The sequence below is a fragment of the bacterium 336/3 genome (genome assembly GCA_001281695.1).
GTDB lineage: Bacteria > Bacteroidota > Bacteroidia > Cytophagales > Thermonemataceae > Raineya.
In genome coordinates this window covers 3,978,385-3,995,270 of sequence record LJIE01000001.1, presented here as the reverse complement: position 1 = coordinate 3,995,270, position 16,886 = coordinate 3,978,385, and the positions used below count along the sequence as shown (strand labels likewise).

The window sequence follows — 16,886 nt, the reverse complement described above, 5'->3', positions numbered from 1 at the left end:
TATTACATTTCAGTTCTATCAAAAAAATCATACATATATTGTCAATAATCTATGGCAGCACAGCATGTACAAGACCCTGGTTTTGGGCAAAAATATAGTCAAAAAACCCAAAGAATGATAAATGATGATGGTTCATATAATATAAAGCGTTTGGGTAGTAATTTTGCTGTAAAGGATTTTTATTCATATTTAGTAAGTGCCACAACATGGCAGTTTACAGTTTTTTTTATAGGTTCTTTTTTAATTTTAAATGCTATTTTTGGCTTTTTGTATCTAATGTTGGGAGAAGGGGCATTAAAAGGTACAGAAAGTTACAGTTGGGAGAATGACTATATTCATGGATTTTTCTTTAGCATTCAGACTTTTACAACAGTAGGGTATGGAGGGGTAGCTCCTCATAGTATTACAGCTAATTGGATAGCCTCTGCGAATGCTTTCTTAGGTATTTCTTGGGCTGCACTCATGGCTGGTTTGTTATTTGGACGTTTTTCTAAGCCTTTTCCACGTATCGCCTTTAGTGATAAAATGTTGATTACAGATCTTAGGGATAAGCCTATTACTACTTTACAATTTAGAGTAGTCAATGAAAGAAGTAATGTAATGATGGATACTGAGACTGAGGTAGTTATATCATTTTTGGAGCTAAATAATCAGAAACAATATAGAAGAGAGTACTATGGATTGAAATTAGAGGTTAATAAAATTCGTTTTTTTCCTCTAAACTGGACAATTGTACATTATATTAATGAAGATAGTCCTCTGTTTGGTAAAACAGCTCAAGATTTAGAAGAATTAGATACAGAAATATTAGTGATGATTAAAGGATTTGATAATACTTTTCATCAAACAGTTTATTCTATACACTCTTACCAATATAAAGATATTGAATGGTATCAAAAATTTGAACCTATGTTCAGCCCTGATGAAGATGGAAGAATTGTACTAGACTTAGATAAACTCAATGCATTACAAAACTAACCCAACGGGTTAGTTTTGTTTTTCTACAAACTCTTTGATAATGGAAAAATCAATAGAGTAAATATTGCCTCCTCCATTTAAAATACTTGAGTGTAAGTCCTTAAAAGATTGGTAATTAGTAGCAACGGCTAATTTATTTTTTGGTAAAGCTCCTTTTTCATTAGTAAAATAAAGTGTTTTTCCATCTAGGCTTACAAAAGGACAATAATCCAAACTTTCGGTATTGATGATAGAAAGATTTACAGCTTTTTTCCATTTTCCATTAGCATCTTTGATGCTCATATATAAGTCGCCTTTTCCTTTATCGTCTTTACGCCCGTACGAAGAAAAAATAATGTAACTCTCATCTGAAGCTACAAAAGCATTGAACTCGTATGTTTTGGTATTGACTTCTGTATCTAAAAGAGTAATATTCTGGTATTTTCCATTCTTCCACTCAGCTTTGTAGATGTCTTCTTTACCAACACTCAAGGAGTCTTTGGTAGCAGTAAAATACAAATCTCCTTTTTTTGAAATAGATGGGTAAAATTCATTAGATGAGGTATTTACAGGGCTACCGACATTAACAGGCTCAGACCATTTTTCACCTGTTTTTTCAATATACCAAATATCAAAATCTTTGTGATTGGTGCCTGTTAGAGGTCGATTGGAAACAAAAAATAATTTTTTACCATCAGGGCTGAAGGCAGGTTCTAAATCGCTGTACATGCCAGAGAAAGGAGCAATCTCTGGCTTTGTCCATTGCCCTTTTTTATCTTTTGTACAAACTGCAATACTTTGAAAACCAGAAGATAATTGTAGGGTAAAATACATGGTTTTTCCATCAGGGGAAATAGCCATATCTCGTTCATACAAATGAGTAGAAACATGGTTTGATAAAAACAATTCAGGTGTTTTTTGAGCAAAAGCAACCATACTTGCTAAAAAAGCAAAAGACAGTAGTAATAGTTTTTTCATACATGATAATTTTGGTTTCGTTCAATACGTACAAAACCAATTTATAGTATGTGTATTGAAAAATTATTAAACAGTTTCTTTCTTAGTTTCTAATTCTTCAATAAATTCATCTATAGATGGAAAATCATGATACCAATCATGGTGTTTTGACCATTTATTGCAAGCAAGACATTGAGTATCATGCCATACATGCTTACACTTTGGACAAACACCTTGCGTATCAAAAGTATTCCAAATACATCCACAGGTACATCCCCACAAAGAATGAGCATCAGGTTTCCATTCACATTTAGGACAATAAATTTCCATAATCTTAAATGATTTTAATACCCGAATATATCAATAAAATGCTTAAAAATCAATAATTTACTCCTAAAAGATGATTGTAAGGACTTTTATTTTTATCTAAAAAGTCAGATAGGCTCTGAAAGTTTTTTTGAGTAGCTTCAAAATTAATGAACTTTTGAATAATTTTTCGGTGGTGATATATGATAAAAGTATTTTTTACATCAGGATTGATTTTATTCAGATTTACTTCGCTTTCTGCGTCTTGCAGAGAAGGCACAAAAGTAAGAGCTATATGTCTTAAACTTAACTCCAAACCCAAATTTTCAAGCTCTTTTCTACGATTTTGAGCATGATAATTTTTACTATTTCCATAGACAAAATATACTTTTAATTCCTTAGCTCTTTTTTCACTTTCTTTTTCTAAAAATGTGAGCCATTTTTTTATATCCAGCCAATCAGGGCTTTCACCTACAAATAGAAGAATACCCTGATAACGATCATATTTGCATACAGGACAAGTTCTTGTGGCTTTATCGGCTCCCCATGCATGAAATGGAATAAAAGAAGGGCTATCTTCGCCTATAGAAAGACCTGAACTAACTTTCTGCTCAACTTTTTTTGGATAATTTGGAATATGAAGCCCCAAAATAATATTGTGTTCAGCAATTTGAACATCTTTAGAAATAAGCACTCGAAGTACACCACTTCCTCCTCTATTTTCAGGCTTTTTGCCTGCTTTGTTTTTCTTATATAAAATAGGGTCATCATCAAATACCAAATCGTCAATGTAATATTCTTGCTGTATATCAGGCTCTTTGATAGAAATGTGAATATGTTGTGGCTCTGACTTATCAGGGTATGCAGTTGGTCGGTTGGTATAAATGGTATAATTACCTTGCTCATCTGTTTTTATCCAGCCTCTTAGATTCCCATGCCTTTTGGTTGTACCATTCCAATTAGAATAATACCCATTAACATCTGTATGCCAATAATATAGAACCACATTAGGGGCAGGAGTTGTGCCATCCAGTTGAAATACTTTTCCTCTAATAAGCAATTTTTGAGCATTTGAAGCATGCCAACCCATACTGGTGTCTATGGCATTGATATATTTAGGCATACCTACATACATCAGTTCACAACCATCACAGCCACCACCCACAATTTTGGGAGTTTCTTTCTTGGGTGGTTCGGAATTTGAAAAAGAAGTCTGATGTTTTTGACCTTGACAGCTCCAAAAACATAACAAAAATAAACACAAAAACTTAGAAGAGTTCATAAGACTTAAAATTTGGTTTGTCCCAAATCTCAAGAGTTATGCTTTTATAATCAATGTTTTATATGTTAAGCTGAGGATAAAATATATCAAGATGAGGACTTTGAAAAATACTTCTTGAAAGGTTCTGCATAATTTCTACTCATTCTGAGAACTTCATGGTTTTGCAGAGTGATGTCATAGTCACCATTGAGTCTAGACTGGTATGATAAAATTTTTTTTACATTCAGAATGGTTGATTTATGAATGCGTAAAAAAGTATCAGGATTCAGTTTAGAATGAATCTCTTTCAACGAAGAATTATACAAATATTGATTATCAGATGTTTGAATATTTACATAAGGGCTTGAAGCACAAATACATAAAATATCTTGAGTTTTAATTACTACGTTTTTTCTGCCTAAACTTACACTTAGAGTATCTAAATAGGTGGGTGAAGATGGCAATGTATTGAGATTCTGAGTTCGATTTTCTTTGCTGTTTTTTTGTTTTAAATATTTGTAAACAACTGTAAAAAAGGTGTATATAATCAAGTATAAATAAAAATGTTCTGTAAAAGTTTCTTTAAAAATAACTTGTAAGCCATAGGTATGGTCAAAAAATAGCCAAGAATTTGCAAAAACAGCGAAAGCAAAACTAAAAATGTGAGCAACTGAAATCAAAAATATACTCAGGATGATGAAAAGTATTCTATTTTCTAAAAAATGTAATAGCTTCAGAAACAAGGGAATAAAGAGAATAAAAAGTATCCAAGAAGACTTAAATAATAAGGATTCAGAAAAGTAGAAACTATGTTGATAATGATAAGCATGAATAAAATCTTGTAGAACATGCAAACACACAATTAGAATCACAAAAATTGTGATAAACTTTATATTTAAAAATTTATGGTCTGGACTGAAAGCAAACATATTCATCAGAAAATAAAGCTAATATACTTGAAAATGATGTAAAAAACAAAGCCCCGAATATTCGGGGCTTTGACATAATAATATGTGTATAATGAATTAAGCTAAATCAATTTCTTTAGCTAAATATACATCTTGTACTGCATTTAATAATTCAACACCTTCATTCATAGGTCTTTGGAAAGCTTTACGTCCCATAATTAAGCCTGTACCACCAGCTCTCTTATTGATAACAGATGTTCTTACAGCTTCTGCCATATCTGAAGCACCTTTCGACTCACCACCAGAATTGATAAGACCAATTCTACCCATATAGCAGTTTGCTACTTGGTAACGGCACAAATCAATAGGGTGTTCAGAGCTTAATTGCTCATACATTTTCTTGTGTGATTTTGCAAAATTTATAGCTGTAAAACCACCATTGTTTTCAGGAAGTTTTTGCTTGATAATATCTGCTTGGATTGTTACACCCAAGTGGTTTGCTTGTCCTGTAATATCAGCAGCTACATGGTAGTCAACACCATCTTTTTTGAAAGCATTGTTACGAGCATAGCACCAAAGTACAGTAGCCATACCCAACTGATGAGCTTCCTCAAATGCAGCAGCTACTTCTATAATTTGTCTTGAAGATTCTTCAGAACCAAAATAAATAGTTGCTCCTACTGCCACAGCTCCTAAGTTCCAAGCCTCACGAACTGAACCAAACATAATTTGGTCAAATTTGTTGGGATAAGTTAAAAGCTCATTATGATTGATTTTTACCAAGAAAGGAATTTTGTGAGCATACTTTCTTGACATGATAGCCAAATTGCCGAAAGTAGTAGCCACTGCACTGCAACCACCCTCAATAGCCAATTTGATAATATTTTCAGGGTCAAAGTAAATAGGATTTGGAGCAAAAGAAGCACCTGCTGTATGTTCAATACCTTGGTCAACGGGTAAAATAGATAAAAAACCTGTGTTTGCCAATCTACCATTTCCAAACATTGTTTGTAAACTACGCAAAACAGGAATGTTTCTGTTCGATTTTGCATAAATATCATCTACAAAAGATGAACTTGGAGCATGTAAAAGACTTTTGTCAATAGTTTTTGATTGGTACTTGAGTAAATTATCAGCTTCAGAACCAAGTAATTCAACAATTTTATTGTAAGACATCGTAATGAGGGTTTGATGAAAATAAAACTGGCACAAATATAATAGAATTGTATAAATCTCTGAATGTGAACCAGAGGAAATTTTATTTATTAAAATGTAAAGTTACTCTAGTACCTTTTCCAAGCTCACTATCAATAAAAATATCTCCATGTAACATTTCTACAAATTTGGCCACAATATGTAATCCTAGACCTGTACCTTTGATATTAATAGCATTTTCGGCTCTAAAAAATCTTTCAAAAAGATGTTTTTGGTCTTTCTCAGAAATACCTATGCCTTCATCAGATACCTGAATTATTAAGCCTTGCTCATCTAATATACTTTTTATATGAATATTGCTGTTTTCGGGAGAAAACTTAATAGCATTGGATAAAAGATTGATAAGCACTTTTTTCAAAATAGAGCAATCAGTTACTACAATTTTATCACCTGTATGAGAAAATATAATTTTTTGTCCCTGCTGTGCAATATTTTGCATTTCATTGGTAACTTCATTGAAGCAAATCTCTAAATCGTGTTGAGCAAAATTAGCTTTAATTTTTCCTTCTTCAAGCCTGCCAACAGATAAAAACTCCTCTAAAATGTCATTCAAATGATTTACAGAGCCAATAATTCTCTGAATATGTTTCTCTCTTTTCTCTTGTTGTTCAGTCAAATTATATTTGGAAATGAGTTGTATAGAAGAAAGAATAGTACTTAGAGGTGTTCTAAATTCGTGAGATGCCACTGAAACAAAACGAGATTTCAATTCTCCTAATTCTTTTTCTTTGGATAAAGCTTTTTCTAATTCTTTCTTGGAGGTTTCTAAGTGTTGTAGGGTTTCTAAAAGAGCTTTGGTTCTGTTTTTGATTTGCTCTTCTAAGTTTTCGTTCAAAGCCTTGATTTCAGCAGAGTATTGTTCAATGGCTTTATTTCTTTCTAAAATTTCTAATTCTGCATATTTCTGATTACTTACATCATAAACAAAAGCCATAACGTAGGTATTATCTTGAGTTTTGAAAAAACCAAGACTAACCTCTATATAAAACTTACTCCCATCTTTTTTTACACCTTGTAAATCCAAGTTATTCCCCATTGTTCGTACATGAGGGTCTTCATTAAATTTTTTTCTATGTTGGATATGTTTATTTCTAACTTCTTGAGGAATGAGAACTTCAATATCATTGCCTTCTAATTCTTGAATTCCATATCCAAAAAGCTTTTCAGCATACTGATTAGCTAAAAGTATCTTTCCACTCTGATTGGAAACAATAATTCCAATAGCAGCAAAGTCGAAAATCGAGATAAAAATATCTTTTTCTGAAGAATTAGAAACTTTTTCAATATACTTTCCCATACATACTATCTACAAAATAATAATAATGCTTCTAATGTTTCTTGAGGACGTTCAAACATACCCATGTGTGCTGTTTCTTCTAAAATTAGAGTTTGTATCAAAGGATTACACTGTATTTGTTCTTGATAACTCTCAAAAGTAACTGCACCATCATTTTTGCCGATAATATACAAAATTGGGAAATTTGCATTTTGTATAATATCCAAACGATTTTTTCTATCTCGCATAGCTGCTACTACACTCGTAATGGTTTGTAATGGAGTAGTTTTACCCACTTTTTCTACAACTAAAATACTTTCTTTGAGTTCCTCAAGGCGAGGTTGATAAAAAAGTGGACTTACAAAAGAGTCAATATAACGCTCTACACCAACTTTTTGTACGAACTCAATCACTTTGTTTCTTATATCTTTTTTTTCTGGAGTATCTGCCAAAACTGTTGAATGAAACAAACACATTTTACTTACAATAGAAGAGTACTTTTCTGCCAATGCAAGACTTACATAACCACCCAACGAATGTCCTACAAAAATAGCTTTTTCTATCTTTAGAAAATCTAAAAGATTCTTGACTTGCTCTGCCAAAGCTTCTATACTGCAAGGATTGGGCAATAAATGAGAACTTTTCCCAAAACCTCCCAAATCCAAACTAATAACCTGATTTTTTTTAGCTAACTCAGGTATAAAGTCATTCCAAACAGTCTCGTTTTCACAAAAACCATGAATTAGAACAACAGGATTACCTGAACCAACAATAGAATGATGAAGAATTTCCATAAAGTTAATATCTAAAACTGAAACAAAAAAGTCTTCATTTACGAAGACTTTTTTTGTTATACTGTTTCCAATTCGTTTTTGTAAGCTTGTCTTGGTACAATATTTAATATCTGGAACATTTCTTTATCTGCTACATACGCAGGGTTAGGCGTAGTTAGTAACTTATCTCCTGCAAAAATAGAGTTAGCTCCTGCCATGAAACACAAAGCTTGTTCTTCAATAGTCATTCTGACTCTACCTGCCGAAAGTCTTACCATAGCTTTAGGCATCAATATTCTCGCTGTGGCAATCATACGAACCATTTCCCAAACTGATACTTTTTCTTGGTCTTCAAGAGGAGTACCTTCTACAGGCACTAAAGCATTTACAGGTACAGATTCAGGATGTTGAGGTAGCGTAGCAAGTGTATAAAGCATTCCAATTCTATCTTCAACTTTTTCACCCATACCAATAATACCACCAGAACAAACAGAAATTTTAGCCTTACTCACATTCTCTAAGGTATCTAATCTGTCTTTATAAGTTCTGGTACTGATAATATCATCGTAAAATTCTTCGCTCGTATCTAAATTATGGTTATAAGCATATAAACCAGCGTCTTTGAGTTTTTGGGCTTGGTCTTCAGTAAGCATACCCAATGTACAGCAAACTTCTAAACCCATTGTAGAAACCCCTTTTACCATTTCTAAAACTCTGTCAAAGTCTTTGTTGTCTCTTACTTCTCGCCATGCTGCTCCCATACAAAAGCGTGTACTACCAGCTTCTTTAGCTTCTAAAGCCTTCTGAAGTACCTCTTGAGAGCTCATAAGCTTTTCTACTTTTACATCAGTCTGATAACGAGCAGCTTGAGGGCAATAAGCACAATCTTCTGGACAACCACCAGTTTTAATAGACAATAAAGTACATACTTGTACCTCATTAGGGTCATTATATTGACGGTGTACAGTTGCTGCTTGATAGATGAGTTCTAAAACAGGCTGATGATAAATTTTAGCAATTTCCTCGCGAGTCCAATTGTTTCTTATCATAATATTGTAAATTTGGACGGGCAAATTGCTAATACTTTCGCAAAAAAACAAATTCAAATGGAAGAAAACCTTTCAAAACGCACCCTCTGGGAAGAGATAAAAAATAAACCCTATTTTTTTGTTTTACTTCTTATCTACTGGTTATTTGGTGGTATTTTACTTACAATTTTTTCTAAAAAAGAGATTCATTTAACCTTAAACGAATTGCACACAACTTTTGGAGACTTGGTATTTCCTTGGCTTACTCATCTTGGAGAAGAGTGGGTGTATTTAGTTGTAGCAGGTATCTTTATCTACAAAAAAAAATATAGAGAATTGATAGCTACTGCTATAATAGTTTTATTGCAAATAATTATTGTACAAGGTATTAAACATTTTGTTTTCCCAAGCCAACCAAGACCTAAAACTTTTTTTGAAGGAATTGCCAAACTTAATTTTGTAGAAGGAGTGGATGTACATGGATATCTGAGCTTTCCGTCTGGACATACAGCAACAGCATTTTCAGCATTTAGTTGGATTGTATTTTTTCATAAACACCCTCTTTGGCAATTTATCGGTTTTATAGCATGTCTTTCTGTGGCTATGTCAAGAATGTATCTTCAACAACACTTTTTTATAGATACCTTTGCAGGGTCTATAATAGGAACATTATGTTCTCTATTAGGATATTATTACTATCTTGAAAAAAAGTAAGATTTTTTTTTATTTTTTCATATATTGTTTTATATTGAATTCATAAACTAAACACAAATTAATATATGAAAAAATTATCTTTATTAATGGCATTTTTCATGCTAACGAACATCATTTTTGCTCAAAGCGAAAAGAAGAACATTGTGAAAACAAATGTATTAAGCCCTTTATTTAGAACGTTTCATTTAAATTACGAAAGAGCGTTTACTGAAAAGGTAAGTGGACAATTAGGATTGATGTATTTTGCAGGTCTTGATAGAAATGATACCAAATTCAATGGCTTTGCAATAACACCTGAAGTAAGATTATACCCCAAAGGAACAGCTTTGGAGGGTTTCTTCTTAGGACTTTCTCCAAGATATCAAAGCTTTAAACTAGAATCACAAACAACAGATTTCAATGGTAATACAGTTACAGACAAAGCAACATTATCTTCAATAGGTGCTGGTTTGGTATTAGGAGGACAATGGATATTTGGTGATATTGTGTCTTTTGAAATATATGGTGGACCATCATTTAACTCTTCTACCATCAAAGTAGAATCTGGTACAGAAGATAATTTTAATACATCTGGTGTAGGAAGTGGTTTTGGATTCAGATTTGGTGCAACAGTTGGTGTAGCCTTCTAGGCTAAATAAGAAAAGCCCTGCAAATATTGCAGGGCTTTTCTATAACCAAAATTATGAAAAAACAACTTCTAATAGAAACTATTCTTTAAATAGTCGTTTCTATTATAGTAAACAATAAACAATAAAAAAAGTTTTAAAAACTATCTAAAATAATAGTAAAACTTTTAAAATATTTTTTTAAAAAAAAATATAAAAAATTGAAAGTCAATTATTCACAAACTATATATTGGCACTGTTATTGCTTAAAATAATTTTACAAACCTTTAAAAATTCAAATCACATGCAAAAAATCATGAACAAAATTCTCGGTCTATTCGTAGTCGCTTTCTTATTAGTAGGCTTAGGTAGTGCTTCTGCACAAGACAAATGGACATACTCTATGCAGTCTGGTGGAGCAACTTATAAAGTGCATTTCCAACAGGAAAGAGGAACTCTTACAATTCAATTGTATGATTCTAAAAGTAACAAATGGGGATTTGCTACAATCTTAGAGCAAAAACCTTCTGATGGGGATGGTGGATACTACAAAATTAAAGCGGGTAATGGTAATATTTATGAGATATGGACTTATGCTTCAAGTAGCAGCATTGTTGTAAAAACGAATGGAGGTCAGTGGACTTATTCTTTAGAATAATAAAAAACTAAGAAACATAAAAAGGGCTTTTGAGCCCTTTTTATGTTTAAAAAAGTTTAGATTCTTCACAAAAAATATTATATGAAAAAAATGATAAACAAAATTTTTGGACTATTTGCAATTGTCTTTTTATTAGTAGGCTTAGGTAGTGTTTCTGCACAAACTAAATTTACATACGCTATGCAATCGGGTGGGGTAACTTATAAAGTATATATCCACTATGGAAGTACAGTTACAATTCAAATGTATGATTCTCAGAATAATAAATGGGGATTAGTCACCATCTTGGAAAAGAGAGAGCCAGAAGAAGATGAGGCTGGTGCAGGTACATCATACAAAGTTAAAACAAGTAATGGAAGTATTTATGAAATAAGTACTTATACAAGAAGCGTTATTGTAAGCAACAGTAATGGGGGACAGTGGACATACAATTTAGAAAGCTCCCAATAATAAAAAATATTGAAAAATTTGAAAAAAGGGCTAAAAAGCCCTTTTTTTGTGCAAAAAAGTTATGGCTCAACTCTTTTATGCTCCTGATCTAGAAAAAAATAAGTTATTGCCTGAAGATGAAGCTCGTCATTGTTTACAGGTTTTAAGACATCAAAAAAATGATGTTATTACAATTATTGATGGTAAAGGATGCTTTTTTGAAGGACAAATATTAACAGATAATGCTAAAAAGTGTGAAATAAACATTCTAAAGAAAGTAAAAGATATAAATAGCCAAAGAAATTACTACTTGCATTTGGCAATAGCTCCCACCAAAAATATTGATAGGGTAGAGTGGTTACTCGAAAAATGTACAGAAATAGGTATTGATGAAATTAGTTTTATTCAATGTAATCGTTCAGAAAGAAAAGAAATAAAAATAGATAGACTTGAGAAAATTTGTATTCAAGCTATTAAACAATCTCAAAAAGCTCTACTTCCAAAAATAAATCCTATTGTATCTTTTTCGAAATTTTTGGAGCAAAATTTGAAGGATTACTCCCAGAAATTGATAGCTCACTTGGTTGATGAAGATAGAAAAGAATTGAATTCTGTTTTAGAATCTAAATCAAAATATTGTATTTTAATTGGTCCAGAAGGCGATTTTGATGCAAAGGAAGTAGCTATAGCTATTCAAAAAGAATTTCTGCCCGTTACATTAGGAAAATCTATTTTGCGTACAGAAACAGCAGGCATCATGGCTTGTTGTAATGTTGCTATCAAAAATATAGAATCATGAAAACTATAAAATTGAATAAGGAAAAAGTAAAAAAAATATTTAAAAAAAGTAGTATTATTTTGATTGCCATAATTATTTTATTCATTTTTTTAGATATAATATTTCCTTTCAAAATAAATACATCATATTCACAACTCATATTAGATAAAGATGGAAAGGTTTTAGGAGCATTTTTGAGCAGAGATGACAAATGGAGAATGAAAACAGAACTCTCTGAAATTAGTCCTGAATTGAAAAGTGCATTTTTAGAAAAAGAAGATAAATACTTTCATTATCATTTTGGAGTGAATCCTATTTCACTTACAAGAGCCTTATTTAATAATATTGTATCTGGTAAACGAACATCAGGAGCTTCTACCATTACCATGCAGGTAGCAAGGCTTTTAGAACCTAAAAAAAGGACATACTTTAATAAACTTATAGAAGTTTTTAGAGCTTTTCAATTGGAGTTGCATTATTCTAAAGATGAAATACTCCAAATGTATATCAATTTAGTTCCTTATGGAGGTAATATTGAGGGCGTAAAATCTGCTTCTGTAATTTATTTTGGTTCGTTACCACAAAAATTAAGTCCAGCTCAAATCACAACTTTAGCTCTTATACCTAATAGACCTACTACTTTGGCTTTAGGTAAAGATAATCCTGAAATATTAAAAGAACGAAATAAATGGCTTAAAAGACTTGGTAAAGCAGATGTTTTTAGTAAAGAAGAACTAGAAAGTGCCTTAATAGAACCCCTTGGAGTAAAAAGACAGGATATACCTAAAATGGCCCCACACTTATCACAACGGATTATCAAAAGCTATCCACAAAAAGAAAATATATATACAACTATACAAGCCAATACACAAATAAAAATTCAAAATTTGGCTTCTAATTATAGCAAAAGGATAAGCAAACTGAATATTTATAATGTAGCTGTTTTGGTTGTAAAAAATAGTACTTTGGAAGTTGAAGCTTATGTAGGTTCTCAAGATTTTAATGATAAAGCTCATCAGGGACAAGTAGATGGTATCACAGCCATTCGCTCCCCAGGTAGTACGCTCAAACCTTTGGTATATGCTTTAGGAATGGACTTAGGAAAGCTAACACCCAAAACAACTGTTGCTGATATACCTACCAATTGGCAAGGTTATGCCCCTGACAATTTTGATAAAAAATTTAGAGGAAAAATAAGTATTGAAGAAGCTCTATCACATTCATTAAATATCCCTGCTGTTGACATACTTAATCAAATAACTGTTCCTGTTTTTGTAGAAAAACTCTCAAAAGCTGGATTTAAGAGTATCTCTAAAAAGAAAAAAGATATGGGTCTTTCTATGATTTTGGGAGGCTGTGGAGTGAATTTGGAGGAGATAGCTGGCTTATACACTATTTTTTCACATGAAGGTGATTATCAGCCTTTGCGTTTTCTTAAAAATGATACAACTAAAATTAAAACAACCATTGTATCACCAATATCTGCCTATAGCATTGCTCAAACACTCACACTTGCCACTCGTCCCGACTTGCCCAAAGCCTATGAGCAGTCTTTGCAAAAACCTTCAATTGCATGGAAAACAGGAACTTCTTATGGAAGACGAGATGCTTGGAGCGTTGGCTTCAATCAAGATTATACTGTAGCTGTTTGGGTTGGAAATTTTACAGGAGAGGGAGTTCCTGAACTAACAGGTAGCGAGATAGCTACCCCACTTTTGTTTGATGTATTCAATAATTTACCCAATACAAATACTAAATTATTAGTTTCTCCCAAAGATATTCAATTTAGATTGGTATGTGTAGAATCAGGTTTGCCCCCTAATGAGTTTTGTAAAAATCAAGTAACAGATTATTATATACCTTTGATCTCTCCTTCACAAACTTGCCAACACATGAAAGAATACTATATTTCGGCAGATGAGAAATTTATGTATCTACCTGATTGTCTGCCTCAAAGTGGCTACAAAAAGAAAATGTTTCCTAATTTATCAGCCAATCTTCTAACTTATTATGAGGCTGAAAAAATGCCTTACGAAAAAACACCTAATATACATCCTGAATGTGAGCAATATATCGAAAATGGAGGTACTAATGCTCCTCAAATTATATCGCCATTAGATAAAAAAACATACATCGTTCCAGAGAAAAATATACCCGATTTGCTACTTAAAGCATATATTTACAACGATTCTAAAAAGATCTACTGGTATTTAGATGATAAACTCTACAAAGAAGTTTCTCCTCAAGAAAACGCTTTCTTTAAGCCTTCTTTAGGAAAAACAAAAATTACTTGCATTGATGAAAAGGGGAGAAGTAGCAGTATAGAAATTAAAATAGAATATGAATGATTATTTGCGTTTATCAAGTTCCTCGTTGAGTAAAACTATTTGATTTTTTAAATCCTCATTTTCTTTTTCTAAAAAAGCAATTTTAATGTCTTTATTGGCTCTATATTGAAACAAAGTCAAAGCTTCGTCTATAATTATTTTAAAGTCTTCTCTATTCCAAGGCTTTGTTACATATTTATAGATATTAGCTTTATTAACAGCTCTGACAATAGCTTCAATATCAGAGAATCCCGTCAAAATAATTCTAATTACATCTGGATGGTCAGGTAGTGTTTTTTCTAAAAACTCTGTACCTGTCATTTCAGGCATCTTCTGGTCTGTAACAATAAGTTGAATGGGATTATGCTTTAAGACTTCAATAGCTTCTAAGCCTGATATTGCTGTAAAGATATCATAATCTCGTTTAAAAGTCATTTTGAAAATACGTAGATTACTTTCTTCGTCATCTACGTATAAGATTTTATATTTTTCTGTCATAGATTACAATTCAAAAGAATACTTATCGCTATTACTGCTACCCTTAATAATACCTCTCTCAGATGTTTCTATAAAATTAATAATCAAATCCCTTTCTACTGAAGGTATAAAATCTTCTTTAATATGTTTAAGAGCGTCTGAGGTATTGTAACCTTTTTGAAAAACAATTCTAAATATATCTTGTATCAAGACTATTTGCTCATTTGTAAAGCCACGTCTTCTTAATCCTAAAGAATTTACACCAGCATAACTTACAGGTTCTCTGCCTGCTTTAACAAATGGTGGAACATCTTTACGAACCAATGAACCCCCAGCCACCATAGCATGAGCACCTACACGAGTAAATTGATGCAAAGCACTAGTTCCTCCAATAATGGCAAAATCATCCATTATAACATGCCCAGCCATTTGTACAGAGTTTACTAAAATACAATAGTCTCCAATTACACAATCATGTGCTATATGAACATAAGCCATAATCAAAGTATTGCTTCCTACCACTGTTTTACCTGTATGTGATGTTCCTCTGTTTAAGGTAACACACTCTCTGATAGTAGTATCATCACCTATTTCGGCTGTGGTATGTTCACCATTAAACTTTAAATCTTGAGGAATTGCAGCAATCACTGCTCCTGGAAAAATTCTACAATTTTTGCCAATTCTAGCACCATTCATAATGGTAGTATTAGGTCCTATCCATGTATTGTCTCCAATAACAACATCTTCATAAATAGTAGCAAAAGGCTCAATGGTTACATTGTTACCTATTTTGGCTTTGGGGTGTACGTATGCTAAATTACTTACCATCTTTCTTCGTAATACTTGCAGTGAGTTTTGCTTCACAAACTAATTTACCATTAACAAAAGCTTGTCCTTCCATTTTTACAATACTTCTTCTGATGGGTGTTGTAAGCATACAATGATACAAAACTATATCACCGGGAACAACTTTTTGATGAAAACGACATTCATCTATTCGTAAAAAATATGTCCAGTAGTTTTCAGGATCAGGAACAGTACTCAATGCAAAAATACCTCCTGCTTGAGCCAAACCTTCTACTTGCAATACACCTGGCATGACTGGATTTTTAGGGAAATGCCCTTGAAAATACCATTCATTCATAGAAACATTCTTAATTGCAACCACAGAATGTTCATCTAAGTGAGCAATCTTATCTATTAATAAAAACGGGAATCTATGAGGAAGCGTTGCTTCTATTTGCATTGCATCCATAACTACAGGAGCATCTGGATTGTAAATCATACCTTGTTTTTCTTTTTTATTCATGTAGGACTTTATCTTCTTAGCTAGTTCTACATTGGCAGCATGTCCTGGGCGTAAACCTTTGATATGTCCAATAAGAGGTCTTCCTACTAATGCTAAATCTCCTACCAAATCTAATAATTTATGACGAGCAGGCTCATTTGTATAACGCAACTCTATATTATCTAAGATACCTTCAGCTTTTACTTCTACGGAAGGCTTACCTAAAAGTTTGGCTAATTCATTAAGCTCTTCAGGAGGCATCACTTTATCCACAATAACAATAGCATTACTCAAATCTCCTCCTTTAATAAGCCCACCTTTATAAAGCATTTCTAATTCATGTAAAAAACAGAATGTACGGCAAGAAGCTATTTCTCTTTCAAAATTAGAAAGTTTTTTTAAAGAAGCTTCCTGTACTCCTAATACAGACGAATTATAATCAACGGTGACAGATAACTCATAAGAGTAACCAGGTTTTGCTACAAGTTCTACACCTCTTTTTGTATCTTGATATGAGATATTTTCAGAAATATAGAAAAAATTTCTACGAGCATCTTGTTCTTGTAAGCCAGCTTCCTTAAGTGTATTCAAAAATTGTATGGAGCTACCATCCAAAATAGGAGGTTCAGGTCCATCAATTTCAATTAATACATTATCTATTTCTAAACCTGTAAGAGCAGCTAAAGTATGTTCTACTGTATAAACTCTTGCTCCATTTTGCTCAATGGTCGTACCTCTTGAAACATCGACTACTAAATCTGCGTCAGCTAAAATAGTAGGTCTTCCTTCTAAATCAATTCTTTGGAATCGAATACCATGTCCAATAGGAGCGGGTAAAAAATTCATGGTTGATATTTTGCCTGTATGCAGACCAACACCTGATACAGTAACAGATTTTTGGATAGTATGTTGTTTATAATACATGGAGC

At 32.4% G+C, this 16,886-nt stretch carries 17 protein-coding genes and 1 pseudogene; 7 read left to right on the top strand and 11 right to left on the bottom strand.

Going from position 1 to position 16,886, the window contains the following annotated elements; translation table 11 throughout:
* The first annotated feature begins 51 nt into the window (after positions 1-51).
* Positions 52-978: a hypothetical protein gene (locus AD998_18705; GenBank protein ID KOY87896.1), complete on the top strand. Its 927-nt coding sequence runs from the start codon at positions 52-54 to the stop codon at positions 976-978.
* A 9-nt stretch (positions 979-987) separates the two neighbouring features.
* Here AD998_18705 and AD998_18700 read toward each other — a convergent pair whose 3' ends face one another.
* From AD998_18700 to AD998_18665, 8 genes are all read right to left on the bottom strand, one after another.
* On the bottom strand, positions 988-1,935 hold the full coding sequence (locus tag AD998_18700) for a hypothetical protein (protein ID KOY87895.1): 948 nt from the start codon (positions 1,933-1,935) through the stop codon (positions 988-990).
* A 66-nt stretch (positions 1,936-2,001) separates the two neighbouring features.
* Entirely contained in the window at positions 2,002-2,244 is a 243-nt protein-coding gene (locus AD998_18695) for a hypothetical protein (GenBank protein KOY87894.1), read from the bottom strand.
* A 49-nt stretch (positions 2,245-2,293) separates the two neighbouring features.
* Entirely contained in the window at positions 2,294-3,502 is a 1,209-nt protein-coding gene (locus tag AD998_18690; protein KOY87893.1) for an intradiol ring-cleavage dioxygenase, read from the bottom strand.
* A gap of 86 nt (positions 3,503-3,588) precedes the next feature.
* Positions 3,589-4,161, bottom strand: a complete 573-nt coding sequence (locus AD998_18685; protein ID KOY87892.1) for a hypothetical protein — start codon at positions 4,159-4,161, stop codon at positions 3,589-3,591.
* A gap of 345 nt (positions 4,162-4,506) precedes the next feature.
* Positions 4,507-5,565, bottom strand: a complete 1,059-nt coding sequence (locus AD998_18680; GenBank protein ID KOY87891.1) for a fructose-bisphosphate aldolase — start codon at positions 5,563-5,565, stop codon at positions 4,507-4,509.
* Between the two features lie 82 nt (positions 5,566-5,647).
* Positions 5,648-6,901, bottom strand: coding sequence for a hypothetical protein (locus AD998_18675; GenBank protein ID KOY87890.1), 1,254 nt, complete (start codon positions 6,899-6,901; stop codon positions 5,648-5,650).
* A 5-nt stretch (positions 6,902-6,906) separates the two neighbouring features.
* Positions 6,907-7,674, bottom strand: a complete 768-nt coding sequence (locus tag AD998_18670) for a hypothetical protein (protein KOY87889.1) — start codon at positions 7,672-7,674, stop codon at positions 6,907-6,909.
* Between the two features lie 56 nt (positions 7,675-7,730).
* On the bottom strand, positions 7,731-8,702 hold the full coding sequence (locus tag AD998_18665) for a biotin synthase (GenBank protein KOY87888.1): 972 nt from the start codon (positions 8,700-8,702) through the stop codon (positions 7,731-7,733).
* Between the two features lie 96 nt (positions 8,703-8,798).
* Between AD998_18665 and AD998_18660 the strand changes: the two are divergent.
* The 6 genes and pseudogenes from AD998_18660 to AD998_18635 all read left to right on the top strand — a co-directional run bounded on the left by AD998_18660 (position 8,799) and on the right by AD998_18635 (position 14,213).
* A pseudogene (locus AD998_18660) lies at positions 8,799-9,365 on the top strand (hypothetical protein).
* A 116-nt stretch (positions 9,366-9,481) separates the two neighbouring features.
* Positions 9,482-10,024: a hypothetical protein gene (locus AD998_18655; protein KOY87887.1), complete on the top strand. Its 543-nt coding sequence runs from the start codon at positions 9,482-9,484 to the stop codon at positions 10,022-10,024.
* Between the two features lie 280 nt (positions 10,025-10,304).
* Positions 10,305-10,658 carry a hypothetical protein gene (locus AD998_18650; GenBank protein ID KOY87886.1) on the top strand — a complete coding sequence of 118 codons (354 nt, stop codon included), beginning with the start codon at positions 10,305-10,307 and terminating at the stop codon, positions 10,656-10,658.
* 81 nt (positions 10,659-10,739) lie between these two features.
* A complete protein-coding gene (locus AD998_18645; GenBank protein KOY87885.1) occupies positions 10,740-11,108 on the top strand; it encodes a hypothetical protein in 369 nt (122 codons plus the stop codon).
* A gap of 61 nt (positions 11,109-11,169) precedes the next feature.
* Entirely contained in the window at positions 11,170-11,886 is a 717-nt protein-coding gene (locus AD998_18640) for a hypothetical protein (GenBank protein ID KOY87884.1), read from the top strand.
* A complete protein-coding gene (locus tag AD998_18635; GenBank protein ID KOY87883.1) occupies positions 11,883-14,213 on the top strand; it encodes a penicillin-binding protein 1C in 2,331 nt (776 codons plus the stop codon). Before AD998_18640 ends, AD998_18635 begins: the two co-directional genes overlap by 4 nt.
* On the opposite strand, the gene AD998_18630 is transcribed toward AD998_18635, so the two are convergent.
* Genes AD998_18630 through AD998_18620 form a run of 3 tightly spaced genes read right to left on the bottom strand, consistent with a single transcriptional unit; the run spans position 14,214 to position 16,881 of the window.
* Positions 14,214-14,690 carry a hypothetical protein gene (locus AD998_18630; protein KOY87882.1) on the bottom strand — a complete coding sequence of 159 codons (477 nt, stop codon included), beginning with the start codon at positions 14,688-14,690 and terminating at the stop codon, positions 14,214-14,216.
* Positions 14,691-14,693: 3 nt separating this feature from the next.
* On the bottom strand, positions 14,694-15,497 hold the full coding sequence (locus tag AD998_18625) for a hypothetical protein (GenBank protein ID KOY87881.1): 804 nt from the start codon (positions 15,495-15,497) through the stop codon (positions 14,694-14,696).
* On the bottom strand, positions 15,487-16,881 hold the full coding sequence (locus AD998_18620) for a UDP-3-O-[3-hydroxymyristoyl] N-acetylglucosamine deacetylase (protein ID KOY87880.1): 1,395 nt from the start codon (positions 16,879-16,881) through the stop codon (positions 15,487-15,489). Before AD998_18620 ends, AD998_18625 begins: the two co-directional genes overlap by 11 nt.
* Positions 16,882-16,886 lie beyond the last annotated feature (5 nt).

Bases quoted from the DNA above. Each gene is read 5' to 3' on its own strand.
- AD998_18705 (KOY87896.1), top strand. From the start codon at position 52: ATGGCAGCACAGCATGTACAAGACCCTGGTTTTGGGCAAAAATATAGT.
- AD998_18700 (KOY87895.1), bottom strand. From the start codon at position 1,935: ATGAAAAAACTATTACTACTGTCTTTTGCTTTTTTAGCAAGTATGGTT.
- AD998_18695 (KOY87894.1), bottom strand. From the start codon at position 2,244: ATGGAAATTTATTGTCCTAAATGTGAATGGAAACCTGATGCTCATTCT.
- AD998_18690 (KOY87893.1), bottom strand. From the start codon at position 3,502: ATGAACTCTTCTAAGTTTTTGTGTTTATTTTTGTTATGTTTTTGGAGC.
- AD998_18680 (KOY87891.1), bottom strand. From the start codon at position 5,565: ATGTCTTACAATAAAATTGTTGAATTACTTGGTTCTGAAGCTGATAAT.
- AD998_18675 (KOY87890.1), bottom strand. From the start codon at position 6,901: ATGGGAAAGTATATTGAAAAAGTTTCTAATTCTTCAGAAAAAGATATT.
- AD998_18670 (KOY87889.1), bottom strand. From the start codon at position 7,674: ATGGAAATTCTTCATCATTCTATTGTTGGTTCAGGTAATCCTGTTGTT.
- AD998_18665 (KOY87888.1), bottom strand. From the start codon at position 8,702: ATGATAAGAAACAATTGGACTCGCGAGGAAATTGCTAAAATTTATCAT.
- AD998_18655 (KOY87887.1), top strand. From the start codon at position 9,482: ATGGCATTTTTCATGCTAACGAACATCATTTTTGCTCAAAGCGAAAAG.
- AD998_18650 (KOY87886.1), top strand. From the start codon at position 10,305: ATGCAAAAAATCATGAACAAAATTCTCGGTCTATTCGTAGTCGCTTTC.
- AD998_18645 (KOY87885.1), top strand. From the start codon at position 10,740: ATGAAAAAAATGATAAACAAAATTTTTGGACTATTTGCAATTGTCTTT.
- AD998_18640 (KOY87884.1), top strand. From the start codon at position 11,170: ATGGCTCAACTCTTTTATGCTCCTGATCTAGAAAAAAATAAGTTATTG.
- AD998_18635 (KOY87883.1), top strand. From the start codon at position 11,883: ATGAAAACTATAAAATTGAATAAGGAAAAAGTAAAAAAAATATTTAAA.
- AD998_18630 (KOY87882.1), bottom strand. From the start codon at position 14,690: ATGACAGAAAAATATAAAATCTTATACGTAGATGACGAAGAAAGTAAT.
- AD998_18625 (KOY87881.1), bottom strand. From the start codon at position 15,497: ATGGTAAGTAATTTAGCATACGTACACCCCAAAGCCAAAATAGGTAAC.
- AD998_18620 (KOY87880.1), bottom strand. From the start codon at position 16,881: ATGTATTATAAACAACATACTATCCAAAAATCTGTTACTGTATCAGGT.